Raw genomic sequence first — 13,132 nt, forward strand, 5'->3', positions numbered from 1 at the left:
ACAACCGCAGTCGCTCGTCTTCGGGTAGCGCCCGGAAGTCGACCTCGGGATACGTCAACACGTAGTGAAAGACTTCGCCCAGTCCCGTCGCGACCGGTCCCATCTCGGGACGATTGACGCCTTGCGGCAACTCGACGGTCGCTAGTCGTTCGCCGACGACTTGCCGAGCGAAGTAGATGTCGGTGCCGTCTTCAAAGGTGACGACGACTTGCGAGAAGCCAAACTTCGATACCGAGCGAATGTTTTCGAGCGATGGCAAACCGCTGAGCGATTGCTCGATGCTGTACGTGATCTGACGTTCGATCTCTTCGGGCGAAAGCGACGCGGCGGTCGTGTTGACTTGCACCATCACCGGCGTCGTGTCGGGAAACGCGTCGATGTCCAGTTGAGCGAGCGCGTAGCCTCCGCCGGCGATCAGGACGACGACGCCGAGCAATACGGCGACGCGGTGGCGAAGCGATAGGTCGATGAATTTTTCGAGCATGAATCAGTGGCCGCAGGTGCAGCCGGCTCCCAAGTTGCTACGCAGGAGTTGAGCGCGGAGCACATCGCTTCCACTGCTTGCGACGACTTCGCCGGGCAACACGCCAGCGATGATTTCGACAAAACCATCTTGCTTCGCACCCGGACGCACCGAACGAGTCACAAAGAACTTCGGCCGGTCCTTTTCAAAGAATCTCGCGTCGCGAACAAACACGACATGGCTCGACCCATCCCACTGCAACGATTGCTCGGGAACAACGATCGCCGATGGTTCTTGTCGCAGAACGATCTCACCACGGCCGAACGACTCATTGCGAAGGCTTGCGTCTGCGTTCGATAGCTCGGCACGCACGCGAACGGTTCGAGTTTGCGGGTCGACATCGCTACTGATCCAAGTGATCAGGCCGTCGTGTTTGACTTGGCTGCCGTCGCCTTGGTAGCGAACCGGCAATTCAAGCCGAGCCAGCGATGCTTGTTCGGCGGCTACCCGAAGATCCAACCAAACCGTTCGCGTATCAGCGATGCGGAACATGCGGCTGCCGCGATCGACCACTTCGCCCACCGTGATGTCACGATCGACAATGCGCCCTTCGATCGGTGCCGTCACCGCGATCAGGTTGTCGCCACCGGTCGATGAATCAATTTGAGTCATTCCGATCTCACGAACCCGTCGCTTTGTCTCCGCGAGATTCGACGATTGCAGTGCGACATGATCGACGCTCACGCCAAGGTTGGCGAAGTCGCGAATGACTTGTTCGACGCCGACGATCGCTTTCTGCATCGCCGTTTTTACTTCGATCACGCGGCTGCCGGGCACCGCACCGCTGGGAGCGAGTTTCTCGACGCGAGCAAGCTGATCGAGTTGCAGGCGTTCTTCGAGGAGTGCCGACAGCAACTCCGACTTCAGCCGTCCGATGTCTTTGGAATCGACCACTGCCAACACGTCGCCAACTTTGACCCAGTCGCCGACATTGACCAGAACTTTGCGAACGATGCCGTCGGCCGATGGCGACACTTGGGCGGTCTTGGTCGCGTCGTATTGGATTTCGCCCGCCGCTTCGATCGACTCGGTGATGCTCGCCCGAGTCACCGGTTCAACGTCCACGCCTGCTTTGTTCATCGCTTCGATCGAGGCGAATTGAATCCGCGAACCCGCCGAACTGCTCAGCGGCAGATTCTCCGATCGCGGTATGAGCGACAACGCCTCGGCGGCTCGTTGCAAGTCCGCGTCGGTCACATCGACCGGCGTTTTGGTCTGTGCCAGTTCGGGATGATGTAGCACGCAACCATGGACGCCGTGTTCGTTACAGAACGTCAGTTCCGGCGGCGATTCGAGCAGCGACGGATCGCAAACGACGCAGTCATCTTCCGGCACGCCGTGGCTGTCGCACCACTGCGGTCCCGATGCAACCTCCGTCGTCGTAATGGAACTCAGCGATGGCAACTTCCAATCGTTGTGATGTCCATACCAGCCGATGCCGGCCAATAGGCTCAGCACCAAGACAGGCGGAATCCATCCAAGGATCGTTGAAGCGATGTTCGCCTGCTCGGTCGTCGCTAAATTTCGCTCGGCTTCCGGGACGCCATTTTGCGCCGGCTGTTTGGTCACCGGCGCATCGACGTCCGGCTTATCAAGAGTTGTAGACATACAGGCACACTCAAACGTTTTCGACTTTCAAAGATCGAGCGACGCCGACACAACATGCGCGCAGCAACCCGCTCAGAATTTGACGATCCGCTCGTCAAATGCGTAGGAAAGTCCGCTGCTAGATCAGCAGCGTGCAGAGAGTGGCCAATCGCTCGCCCGTCGTCGGCGGCCATTGACAGACATCGAGCCGAGCAGACGCCCGATGCAAAGAGGCCAGCGTCGACGCCAGCGTGTAGACAACGAAATCAAACGAGAGCGAATCAAGCGAAAGCGAGTCCAAAGCACTCGGCCCAACCGGCAGCGCCCCCGCACAGAAGCAATCGTGACACTCGCCACCCTCAGCCGGACAAGCCGGCTCCGGCAATTCGGAATCGTGGCAACAGCATGTTTCGCAAAGATCGACCGCCAGTGCGTCAGTGGACACGTCTGAACTTCCCGCATCGCAGCAGCGACCACCCAGTGCTGGACAGGCCAACACGGTGGCGATCATCAGAGTGCGAATCAATGCTTGAAACATGTCGTCATTATCGGTCGCGATGGTGTAAATGTAAAGCTCAATCCAATTTGTCCGACTGGGGATAAATGTCAAAACCAAACGACTTGCTGCATTGCATTGTGTTTGATTCTTCTGAATCACCCCGTCGGAACCAGTCGAAGACGTGATCGTGGCCTTCGATCCCGGTGACGGTGTGACGGGCGGGGGCGTCGAGGAATCCGGTGTGCTCGAAGCGTGATGTGATTTCTTTGTTGTGCGTTGGGTCCGGTGTTCGGTCGGAGTCCCAGCCGAGCATGAGATAGCCGCTGGGCTGTAGAACGCGGTGACAGGCTTTGATCATCGCGAGAACGTTGTCGGGCGAATCGACGCCGAAACCAAGTAAGCCATTGATGTGGATCATGTCAAAACGGACACCGCGAAAGACCTGGTCGACCTTGCACATGTCGCCGGTTCGATGGAGTTGGCCGTTGCCAAATGCCGCGGCTGTCGGATCGAAGTCAATCGTCCAGACGGCTGTCGTCTGGCGATCAAAGGCTTCCGGATACCGCCGCGTGTAGCGACGGGTTCCGGCGAGCAGCACATTCGCTGGCTTCATCCTCGCCATCGCTGGAAGCATGACTTGCCGCAGGTACACGCGATCGGGCAACGACTGCACTTGCATGTTGAATCTGATCGAGGCGACGGCGGACTTGGCTTTACGAGCAAGCGTCATAGTGTTTATTTAGCTCTCGACTCGATTTCCCAACCAGTTCACCAGCGTCGCCACTTCTTCTTGATCGCGAACGCCGACCGCCGTGACGCTGCGGGAACCCTGTTTCCACGTTGCCGCAATACTCGAATCGAGATCAACGAGGCAGCAATCCTTGTCGCCGCACATCGCCATGCTTGATGGCCGATCGCCGAACCAAGCGGCTTCTTCGTCGTCATGTTCAAACAAAACCAGCGTCGAACCGTCGCTACGTTTGCAAACTGCCTTCACGCAAGTGCAACAAGGCATCTTCAAGACGCTGGTCGACGCGAGCGAATAGCCCTCTGGCAATCCACCCGAGATGATCGGACGGTAACCGACCAACTTCACGGCACCATCCGAATCGACCGTTTCGCCGTTGTACTTCGACAGCAGCATCTGTTCCGCCGCGTCAGGATCGCTTGGCAATTTTTGCAAATAGTCATTCATCACGCCTGCGAACTCGACCATGTGCTCCGCCGACATCGCTTCTTCGCCGTCGTGCGAGTGCATTGCCATCGCTCCCCCACTGCCCATCTCCTTCACTCCCCCTCTTTCTTCGCCATACCACAGCCCCGCACCCAACAGCACCAAAACCGAAGCCGCCATCGACACCAAGCCCGCTCCGTAAGGTGACTCGCGAATCCAAGTCACGAACCGTCCTGACAGCATTACTGGCCGCCGCGACAACGTGACCGGCTCGGCTGGTGCCGGCAGCTCACGTTCAATTCGTTGCCACAAGTCCGACGGCCTTGCCAGCACGGGTGACTGGTCAAAAGCCGACCCGAGTGACTCGAACGATGCCAGTTCCGCCGCGCACGCGGAGCAGTACCCGACGTGCTTCGCGATCGCTTCGTTCTGCGCAGCCGACAACTCACCGTCGTGGTAGGCCGACAGATGACGCTGCACCGTTTGGCAATCGTTCGTTGACATGACCCGCTCGCTCTTCAGGGGGACGTTTCGTGTTCAGGGTTTTGGATGCTCGACCATCCCGTTTCTTCACCGTTTCGGCGGAAAAAGAAAATTCTTTCGGCACTGCGTGAAGAAAGCCACGCCCCAGGCATCGAAACGCACGTCCCAACCGATCTCCGCCCTCCCAACATCGCGAAGGCAAATTCATGAAAACGAAGCCAATCCTCTCCGCATTTCTGGTCGGCCTGCTCGCCATCGGCATCTACGGCTGCTCGTCGCCGGAATCCGATCCCGTCGCACCGTCAGCCACTCCCGCCAGCGACACATCCGACGATCACGCTGATCACGACCAAAGCGAGCACGATCACGCGGAACACGATCATGGCGATCAGGCCGACGTCGATGCCGATTCACCGATGGCCAAGATGATGCCCGGTTTGAAAGAGCTATCGCCAGAAGACTACAAGTCCGCGATGGCCCAACACATGTGCCCAGTCAGCGGCGAGATGCTGGGAACGATGGGAGCACCCGAGAAGGTCGACGTGAACGGCAAGTCGGTGTGGATTTGCTGCGACGGTTGCAAAGACAAACTGCTCGCCGATCCCGAGAAGTACCTAGCGAAAGTGAAGTAAGCATGTTGATGGCCACCGCGCAGTTCATGAAACGTGCCTTCACCAAAGGCCCATCCAATTCCCTGCAAAGCGTATTGAGCGTCGTCGATGACTATGCGTTCGATCGTCGACACCAACTCGACACGCGATCCGAAGTCGCGATCAACGACTTGGACATCAGCGACGAAGACAAACAACACGCCGACAAGTACAAGCCAACGCGGGCTCGATACTTTCGCAAGATCATGGCCAAGCTCGATCTGCCACGTGACGGCGTCTTTGTCGACGTCGGGTGTGGCAAGGGCCGGATTCTGCTGCTCGCCGCCGAACACGGTTTCGACCGAGTCGTCGGTTTAGAGATCTCTCCCGCGTTGTGCGAGATCGCCAAACGGAACGTCGCGACCTTCCAAGAAAGCACGCCCACCGCAAGCTCCATCAACGTCGTCTGCACCAACATCCTCGACTACCAGATGGACGGCAGCGAAACCGTCTTCTTCTTGTATTCGCCCTTCGACCGGCCGGTCACCGACAGTTTTCTGAGAATGATTCGGCAGTCACTCACTGATCATCCACGAGACCTATGGCTGATCATCGACGAGTTTCGTTTTCCCGAGTTGCTGAAGGACGACGAACTCTTGAAGCAATCGCTTGTCTACGAATACGGATCAGCCATCTTCCACGTTTATCACCACCACAGCTAATTCCCAACGGAGCATCTCCATGCGACATCCATTCATTGCCGCAATCGCCGCCGCCACGTTACTGACGACCTCGCCTTTCGCGACCGCCCAAGATGCCGTTGCCACGCACGGTCACGGACAGCACGCCGCTCAAGCAACCACTGGCCCACACGGTGGCACTCTGCAAACCGTCGGCGACCGTCGCGTTGAAACCGTGATCGCCGACAAAGGCATCATGTTTATGATCCTTGGCAAGAACGACCAACCGATCGCCCCACCCGACGCGACCGGCACACTGAAACTGCGAGTCGGCGACAGCGAGAAGGAATACACCTACAGGCTCAAGACGCTCAAGAACCTCGCGATCGGCGTCGGCGTTGATCTTTACAAAGTCGTCGATCAACCGTTGCACATGAACGTCGAGATCACCAACATCGGCAGCCAGCCGTTGGTCTTCCACACGATGGGCAAACTAGCCGGCGGCAAGCTGTCCGACGAACTCCTCATCAGCCTCCAAGCCACGTGCCCCGTCAGCGGCCAACCGCTCGGCAGCATGGGCAAACCACCCAAGATCACGATCGGCGATAAGTCGTTGTTCGTCTGCTGTGCCGGCTGCACAAAGAAAGTCGAAGCCTCATCCGACCAATACCTAACCAAATACTACACCGCCAAAGGCGAACAGGTCCGCGAAGGCGTCTTCAAATCAACGCTCGCAGACGCCGCCGCGATCGCCGCCCAGAAAATATGCCCCGTCATGGACGAACCACTCGGCGGCATGGGCGTCCCCGGCAAAGTGAACGTAAACGGCAAAGCCATCTACATCTGCTGCCCTGGCTGCGCCAAAAAGCTAACCGCCGAACCAGACAAATACCTCGCCGCCCTGAAAGCCAAAGGCATCACCCCGCCGGCGTTTTGATGAGAGGCTGAAGGGCAACGGCGTTCGACCGGTCTTCAGTTAACGATTCCGCAAAGTCATTGGACAGACGGTGTCTTTTGTCCATCGGCGACAATCGCGTCCCGGACGTGCTCAAGTAGTCTTCCAACGTGATCCGACATCGACCTCTTTGTTTCCTCAAGATCAACACCTTGTCGGTGGTGACTGATCTCATTTCGTAAGCGTGTGTAAACCGTTTCCATCACGCCGGCTTTGTGGTGCGGACTTTGCGACTCAGAAACGTCCGTTTCATGCTGACGAATAAAGGCATCAACGCGACCTTGATGATCACCGTGCAGCATCATCAGCAAGTTGTAGAAATGCATGAACCTCTCAACGCTTCCGTTGGATCGGATTGCTGAACGAAACATCTGTTTGTGGATCGACGCTGCAGGAGCCGAGTTCATGATTTGTTTTTCGATAGTTTGTGCGGAAGCACGGGTCAGCGTCGTTGCGTTGCAACTGAGGTGCAAAGTGACCCCAGATGAGATGCTTTGTGTCGCAGGAGATCGACTTTCATCTTCAAAAGCCTGCGATGATAATCGAGGCCGCCCAATCGCCATCCGTCGCTCGAAAGCCAATTCATCTAAAATCGTTTCAACTTCGTTAAGAGCGATCGCGACACCGTCTTCCTCTGACGAGACATTCGACACACTAACGGAAACACTGATCCCGTTCGCCGAATCCGCACGGAGATTCATACCCGAGACTTCGCCAGCACGGCCTGGGAGGTTCACCACGTCGAATTCGATGGGATTGTTTTCCACGGGGGCAGAATATTGAACAGTGCCATTTAACATTTTGTGAAGTCCTATTGAAAAACAGTAAACCGGCCGTCGTCGAGTTGGCGGACGTTGCCGACGGCGGCGAGGGTTTCGAGTAGTTCGGTGACTTGGGATTTGTTGGCGCGGGTGTAGTAGGCGGCGACTTCTTTGGCGTCGGCCGGGGCGGCGTGACGTTGCAACGCCGATTGGATCGCGACCATGCGGTCGGGCAGCGTTTTGGGCCACGGTTGTTTCTTCGGTTTCGCCGCAGCGGATTTTTTGGCCGGCTTGGTCTTGTCGTCGCCAGCGAACGCGGTTTGCGTCGCGCCGTCGGGATTTTGAAACTCGGGACGCAGCCAGCGAACGATGCCGCGCGATTCCTCTTCGGCCCGCTCGTGGTTCAGGTCGACCAGTCGCTCCAAGATCGCTTCGTCGTCCAGATCGTGAGGCCATCCGTAAGCGTCAAACACGGCGGCGTCTAAGTCGTCGTGAATCTGTTTTAGCACCGACACGAGTCCCTGTTCGTGGATCGTTTGATCCTTGGTCGTCAGCGTCTCGCCGGCCCGCAGTTTCTCCAGCACGTTGTACATCCCCGTCATCGTCAGCTTGGGATGTTTTTCCTGCTGCCGCTTGCGATGGGCGTCGAGCTGTTCAGCCAGTTCGGCGATGCGTTTGCGAGTGGCGTCGTCGGGATTGGGAAAGGGGAAGGTCTCGAAACAACGAGTTTTGTTGTAGCGAGGGTCGTTGCCGACACCCAATCGTCCACCGGTCGCCAATGCCCAGCAAACGTGAAGTTTGCTAGATAAGACGCCATGGAGTGATGCGTCGTCTACCGCGATTGCAATCAGCATGTTGTCGGGCAGCACAGACTCGTCGAGCATCACGAAGAACCGATGTTTCGCCGTCTCCGTGGTTGCGATATAGCGTTTGACGCTATTCAACGCGGGGCGGAAAGTGTTTCGCGTCTTCCCAAAAAGCCACCATTTCTCTGCGTAAGTGATTGAGTCTTTAGTGCCTCCCACTTTGTTGTCACGTTCTGATTTGACACGATCAACGACGTGTTGGTAGACCTCGGGATACTTTGCTTGGACTTGTTCAGCAGACAATCCGTAGAGATCAATCACCATCACATTCCGCGATCGCTGAGTGATGTCCTTTCCATTTCGATAGTGCCGGATGTGTTTTCCAAGACCTTCAAGGCGACCCAGTCCAAGCTGTACCGCTTCCTCCGGTGTCACAATAAAACCCGAACCGTGAAGCTTCACACCTGGACAGCTAACGTCCTCATTCGCTTGCAATGTGATCGCCGCTCCAACGTTTGCACCGACGCGCAAATCGGCCTGAATGATTCCGTCCTGAATGTCGAATCGAATTTCTGCCGCATCTTCGTCTCGCTCGGCTTCATGCTCGACCCGGTTTAGTTCACCGGTGCTTTCACCAGCCACGCCCACCGTCATCGCAATCCGAACCGCCGCGCACATTGCCGTATCGACCCAAGGGTGATCGGGGATGGCGAACAACAGCGACAACGGTTCTTTCGCTTGCAGGTGCGGCGTGACGACTCGACGATTGAACGTCTGCCGCAAACTGTTGGTGGTGATCAATCCGAATCGCTTCGCTTCGCCGGTTCGCACTTTCTCCGCCGCGTTGTGCCACCAATACATGACGTAGTCGCACGACTCGGGCAATTTGCTGAACGTCGACCGGATCGCCTTTGTGTAGCCGTCGCCGAGTGCCTCCCGCATTCGTGACGTGCCAATGAACGGCGGATTGCCGATGATGTAGTCCGTCTCAGGCCACTCGGCTTTTCGCGGATTGATGAAACGCAATTCTTGAACGCGAGCGTCTTCGTCGGGGACTTCTTCGCCAGTGACGCCGTGCGGCTTTGTTGTTCGTCCGTCCCAGCGGGTTACCGGATTGCCGTCGTCGTCGGTGACTGGTTCGATGCTGTCCCAATCCAGTACCGCGTCGCGGCACTCGATGTTTCCGTAGTCCTTCAAGATCGGCTCGGGGATGCTGACCGAGTCGCGGGTTCGCTTGTACCACTGGATCGAACCGATCCATAGCACCAACTCGGCCAGCGCCGCCGCTCGCGGGTTGACCTCGATGCCCAGAAACTGATGCGGGTCGATCGTCAAACCCGGCAACACGCCTTCATCGAAATCTCGCAGCGTGTTGAGCACTTCGCCCTCGAGCCGTTTCATCAACTCCATTGCGACGTACAGAAAGTTGCCGCTGCCGCAGGCCGGATCCAAGACTCGCGTTTCGCAAAGCCGGCCATGGAAATCACGCAGCAACTTGCGAGCTTCCGCCCGCTTGTCGTCTTCGTCCAACTGCATCGCCGCCGCGTAGGTCGCATCCCACTGCTCTCGCAACGGCTCGATGACCGTCGGCATCACCAACCGTTCGACGTAAGCCCGCGGCGTGTAGTGCGCCCCTAACTTGTGACGTTCGACTGGATCGAGTGCCCGTTCCAGCAACGTGCCAAAGATCGCCGGCTCGACTTCTTCCCAGCGATACTCCGCCGCTTCGACCAACAGTTCGACTTGGTCATGGTTCAGTGGCAAAGCGGTTTTGTCTTTAAAGAACTTTCCGTTGAATTGTTTGATCTTCTCTTGCAAGATCCCCGAGAACGTACCCTCGTCCATGGACGCCCAAAGGTTCTCAGCCATCGGTGCGAACTTGTCCGGTTTCGTCCGCAGCCCCAGCAACATTTCGGTGAACGAATTGGGACGCAGCAACTCGACGTCTTCTGCAAACATCGTGAACAAGCATCGCATCAAGAACCCGGCGACGACTTCGGGGTCATGCTCGGCTTCCAGACTCTTGGCCAGCTTCGCCAACCGCTCGGCGATCTCGCGAGTCACCTTGGCCGAAATCTTCGACGGGTCCAGCGAGTGCGGCTCGGTCCAAATCTTCGTCAGCAGATCGCGAGTCCGCTCATCACGCAGCCGATCCAGCGGCACGCGATAGCCACGCGGATCGGGAAACGGCACATAGTTCTTGCCGGTGCCCGAGAAGTCGGCGTAGATGTCGAAGCAAAATCCGACATCAACCACGACCAAGAACGGCGGCCATTCCTCGGGAATCGCTTCGGCGTAACCTTTGGCTTGCTTGTACGCCGCCTTCATCGCCCGGTCCCAACCGGCCGTGCCCCGCTTGGCCGTCCCACCCAGCTTCTTCGCCGTGCGAGTCCGGGTAGCCAGCGCCTCGGCAGCTTCGGCCGCCTTGCGTTCGCTGCCCTGTTTCGACTCCAACACAAAGCACTCGGCTTTGAACAGATCGACGCGTCCGTGACTGACCGTCCCATCGCCGTTGTTGAACTCGACCGCCTTTTCAAACACGTACCGGTTCGAGTCCGAATCGGACCGCGTCGGATCGGGCTGTGGCACCCCCAGCAGATCGCACAACTCTTTCAAGAACGATTGCGAATTAGCCAGCTCCGCCCCACCGGATTCCTTCCAACGATCAACAAATTCATCCGGCGTCATCGTGCTGCTGTTCCCTCACCGCATCGGTCGTGCTTGGCTATCGTTTTCCCGGCGTGTGCAAACCCCTCTGGTCCCGCGTCTTTCGCCGCCTCGTTCAGCCCCAGATTGTAGCGGTCCGCCCGCGCGTTGCCTTTCCCCCGTCAAATTGACGGAGATCCGATTTCGCTGTTCTGCTAGAATTACCGAGAAAATACACACTGCCGTGACCAGACGTGTCACGGCCGGCTCGTAGCCTTGTCTCCAAGGAGGAGAGAAAGATGTCAGAGATTGAATGGACCGACGAGACTTGGAACCCGGTGACGGGTTGCACCCAGATCAGTCCCGGCTGCGAGAACTGCTACGCATTACGCATGTCCCATCGTTTGCAAGCGATGGGCGTCGATAACTATCGCAATGGCTTCGAGCTGACGACGCACGACCATGTGCTGGAAAAACCGCTGTCGTGGAAGAAGCCGCGCAAGGTGTTCGTCAACTCGATGAGTGATCTGTTTCACCGCGACGTTCCCGTCGAGTTCATCGAGCGGGTTTTGGATGTTTGCCGGCGCGCGCATTGGCACCAATTTCAAATTTTGACGAAACGCACACAGCGACTTGCCCGCGAGGCGGATCGGTTCGATTGGCCCGACAATGTTTGGATGGGGACCAGCGTTGAATCGCAGGACTACACGTTTCGCGTCGATCATCTGCGTCAGGTGCCCGCCGCGGTTCGATTCATCTCGTTCGAGCCGCTGATCGGACCAGTCGATCGAGTAGACCTTAGCGGTATTGATTGGGCAATCGTTGGAGGCGAAAGCGGTCCTGGTTCGCGGCCATCGCATCCCGATTGGTTTCGCAAACTACGAAAGCTATGCGAAAAACAAGGCACTGCGTTTTTCTTCAAACAATATGGCGACTACGCGCCGGCACCGGAGGGAACGGAAGAAAAAAAGATTGTCAAAATTGGCCGTCAGGGCGATGTTCGTGACCGAGATGATAAGAAGCCGCGGAAGACTGACGCCGCGGTGGTCCGGATGGGCAAAGGCAACGCCGGACGAACGCTAGACGGCCAAACATGGGATGCTTATCCTGAAGGGGTTAGCTAGCACACCACCCAATCATCCGGAGGGGATCAATGGTCAAGTCACAGGACGCTTTCTCGTGGAAGGACGGCAATCGCCCTGTTTGTCCGATCCATAGTCAGGTCAAACTGGACATTCTTCGAACCTACATCGAAGCCTACTTCTCAACGGTTGCGGCGAACCCCGCGATTCCCGTCGTTAACATTCACTTGGTCGACGCATTCGCGGGCGGTGGGGTGCTGAAGGATCCGATCTCTGGTGGTCCGGTCGCCGGTTCGCCGTTCGTCATGTTGAACACCGTGCATGGTGCGCAGCAGACGATCAATGCCAGCCGGACGAGCACGAAGCTAGATATTCGGGCTCGTTATCACTTTGCGGACGCGAGCCGGTCGGCCGTTTCGGAATTGACCCGAGGCATCCAGGCATCGGAGTATGCGTCCAAGTTGCATTCGGGCGACATTCAGATTGACCGGATGAAATTCGACAACTATCTGCCGCATTTGCTGGGTCGCATTCCATCTAACGAAAAGACGAAAGCACTTTTCTTTCTTGATCAGTGTGGTTGGAACATCGCCACGCTAGATCACTGCAACGCTATCCTTCGGCATCTTCCCAAGGCGGAGATTATTTGGAATATCAGCGTCGAGTCGCTCGCGACATTCGCCAATGAAAATCAAGACTTTCGTAAAGGCATTGAGCGATTCGGGGTGGACCTCGGTGATGCATTCACCAGCCAAGCTTCATTCAATCACTTCAGCGATTGGCGAAAATCGCTTATCGCCATCTTTTTGGACAAGATTAGGAAAGGATGCGACGCGAACTACGTCAGCCCTTTTATGGTTCAGCACGATGGCTGGGGCTATTGGTTGTTGCACCTCAGCAATCATCCCCAGGCAAACAACGTCATGAAGGCGACGCACTGGCAACATCAAAACCATTCACTCCACGAGGGCTTCGCTGGGCTAAAGATGCTGGAGTTCAATCGCGACAATTTCCATCAAACGACGATGTTTCGCTTTGACGAAGCAGCAGGGAAATCGACCCACGAAGCTTTGTTTGTCGAGCTTGTTCCGAAATTGCATGAACTCGGCGGCAACGTGACGCGTGATGACTTCGTACGAGCGATCGCTAACGAGACACCTGCGGATGTTTCTCGTATTGACTCGGCATTCGCGGAATTGAAGGAAGAAGGGCACGTTCGCATCCGAGGCCCGAAAGGCGAACAAAGACGTGGCGGTCCGAAGCACGGCCAGGATCGCATCTCGCTGCCTCCGCAGCCGAAGCTGTTCCTGCCAATGAGTAATTGATTCGTCTGCTCGCCGGGCATG

12 protein-coding genes are annotated in these 13,132 nt (G+C 57.1%); 5 read left to right on the forward strand and 7 right to left on the reverse strand.

The features are described from left to right. The 5 genes from RC85_RS03585 to RC85_RS03605 form a co-directional block, all read right to left on the reverse strand. The coding region (locus RC85_RS03585; protein WP_202907960.1) for an efflux RND transporter permease subunit at positions 1-484 on the reverse strand (484 nt) is incomplete at its 3' end. 3 nt (positions 485-487) lie between these two features. Beyond that, positions 488-2,131, reverse strand: coding sequence for an efflux RND transporter periplasmic adaptor subunit (locus tag RC85_RS03590; RefSeq protein WP_068258737.1), 1,644 nt, complete (start codon positions 2,129-2,131; stop codon positions 488-490). Between the two features lie 118 nt (positions 2,132-2,249). After that, the gene (locus RC85_RS03595; protein ID WP_149752576.1) at positions 2,250-2,648 is read right to left on the reverse strand and encodes a hypothetical protein; all 399 of its coding nucleotides are present in this window, start codon (positions 2,646-2,648) and stop codon (positions 2,250-2,252) included. Between the two features lie 37 nt (positions 2,649-2,685). After that, complete coding sequence (locus RC85_RS03600) at positions 2,686-3,339, reverse strand: class I SAM-dependent methyltransferase (RefSeq protein WP_068258741.1); 654 nt, start codon at positions 3,337-3,339, stop codon at positions 2,686-2,688. Positions 3,340-3,348: 9 nt separating this feature from the next. After that, complete coding sequence (locus RC85_RS03605) at positions 3,349-4,287, reverse strand: zf-HC2 domain-containing protein (RefSeq protein ID WP_068258743.1); 939 nt, start codon at positions 4,285-4,287, stop codon at positions 3,349-3,351. A 185-nt stretch (positions 4,288-4,472) separates the two neighbouring features. Between RC85_RS03605 and RC85_RS03610 the strand changes: the two genes are divergently transcribed. Genes RC85_RS03610 through RC85_RS03620 form a run of 3 tightly spaced genes read left to right on the forward strand, consistent with a single transcriptional unit; the run spans position 4,473 to position 6,473 of the window. Further along, a complete protein-coding gene (locus RC85_RS03610) occupies positions 4,473-4,898 on the forward strand; it encodes a hypothetical protein (RefSeq protein WP_068258745.1) in 426 nt (141 codons plus the stop codon). Positions 4,899-4,900: 2 nt separating this feature from the next. Then, the gene (locus RC85_RS03615; protein ID WP_068258747.1) at positions 4,901-5,578 is read left to right on the forward strand and encodes a class I SAM-dependent methyltransferase; all 678 of its coding nucleotides are present in this window, start codon (positions 4,901-4,903) and stop codon (positions 5,576-5,578) included. Between the two features lie 19 nt (positions 5,579-5,597). Beyond that, the gene (locus tag RC85_RS03620; protein ID WP_068258749.1) at positions 5,598-6,473 is read left to right on the forward strand and encodes a hypothetical protein; all 876 of its coding nucleotides are present in this window, start codon (positions 5,598-5,600) and stop codon (positions 6,471-6,473) included. Positions 6,474-6,529: 56 nt separating this feature from the next. Here RC85_RS03620 and RC85_RS03625 read toward each other — a convergent pair whose 3' ends face one another. After that, on the reverse strand, positions 6,530-7,291 hold the full coding sequence (locus tag RC85_RS03625) for a hypothetical protein (protein ID WP_068258751.1): 762 nt from the start codon (positions 7,289-7,291) through the stop codon (positions 6,530-6,532). A gap of 11 nt (positions 7,292-7,302) precedes the next feature. Further along, positions 7,303-10,746, reverse strand: coding sequence for a class I SAM-dependent DNA methyltransferase (locus tag RC85_RS03630; protein WP_068258753.1), 3,444 nt, complete (start codon positions 10,744-10,746; stop codon positions 7,303-7,305). A gap of 257 nt (positions 10,747-11,003) precedes the next feature. Between RC85_RS03630 and RC85_RS03635 the strand changes: the two genes are divergently transcribed. Both RC85_RS03635 and tcmP read left to right on the forward strand, forming a co-directional pair. Beyond that, positions 11,004-11,828: a DUF5131 family protein gene (locus RC85_RS03635; RefSeq protein ID WP_068258755.1), complete on the forward strand. Its 825-nt coding sequence runs from the start codon at positions 11,004-11,006 to the stop codon at positions 11,826-11,828. A gap of 29 nt (positions 11,829-11,857) precedes the next feature. Continuing rightward, complete coding sequence (gene tcmP, locus RC85_RS03640; protein ID WP_068258757.1) at positions 11,858-13,111, forward strand: three-Cys-motif partner protein TcmP; 1,254 nt, start codon at positions 11,858-11,860, stop codon at positions 13,109-13,111. The last annotated feature ends 21 nt before the right edge of the window (positions 13,112-13,132 follow it).

Origin of the sequence: Rubripirellula obstinata (assembly GCF_001642955.1) — a bacterium.
GTDB lineage: Bacteria > Planctomycetota > Planctomycetia > Pirellulales > Pirellulaceae > Rubripirellula > Rubripirellula obstinata.

What these genes read in the sequence shown, in the direction of transcription:
- RC85_RS03630 (WP_068258753.1), bottom strand. Translation starts at nt 10,746, where the DNA reads ATGACGCCGGATGAATTTGTTGATCGTTGGAAGGAATCCGGTGGGGCG.
- RC85_RS03605 (WP_068258743.1), bottom strand. Translation starts at nt 4,287, where the DNA reads ATGTCAACGAACGATTGCCAAACGGTGCAGCGTCATCTGTCGGCCTAC.
- RC85_RS03595 (WP_149752576.1), bottom strand. Translation starts at nt 2,648, where the DNA reads ATGTTTCAAGCATTGATTCGCACTCTGATGATCGCCACCGTGTTGGCC.
- RC85_RS03615 (WP_068258747.1), top strand. Translation starts at nt 4,901, where the DNA reads ATGTTGATGGCCACCGCGCAGTTCATGAAACGTGCCTTCACCAAAGGC.
- RC85_RS03600 (WP_068258741.1), bottom strand. Translation starts at nt 3,339, where the DNA reads ATGACGCTTGCTCGTAAAGCCAAGTCCGCCGTCGCCTCGATCAGATTC.
- RC85_RS03610 (WP_068258745.1), top strand. Translation starts at nt 4,473, where the DNA reads ATGAAAACGAAGCCAATCCTCTCCGCATTTCTGGTCGGCCTGCTCGCC.
- RC85_RS03590 (WP_068258737.1), bottom strand. Translation starts at nt 2,131, where the DNA reads ATGTCTACAACTCTTGATAAGCCGGACGTCGATGCGCCGGTGACCAAA.
- RC85_RS03625 (WP_068258751.1), bottom strand. Translation starts at nt 7,291, where the DNA reads ATGTTAAATGGCACTGTTCAATATTCTGCCCCCGTGGAAAACAATCCC.
- tcmP (WP_068258757.1), top strand. Translation starts at nt 11,858, where the DNA reads ATGGTCAAGTCACAGGACGCTTTCTCGTGGAAGGACGGCAATCGCCCT.
- RC85_RS03620 (WP_068258749.1), top strand. Translation starts at nt 5,598, where the DNA reads ATGCGACATCCATTCATTGCCGCAATCGCCGCCGCCACGTTACTGACG.
- RC85_RS03635 (WP_068258755.1), top strand. Translation starts at nt 11,004, where the DNA reads ATGTCAGAGATTGAATGGACCGACGAGACTTGGAACCCGGTGACGGGT.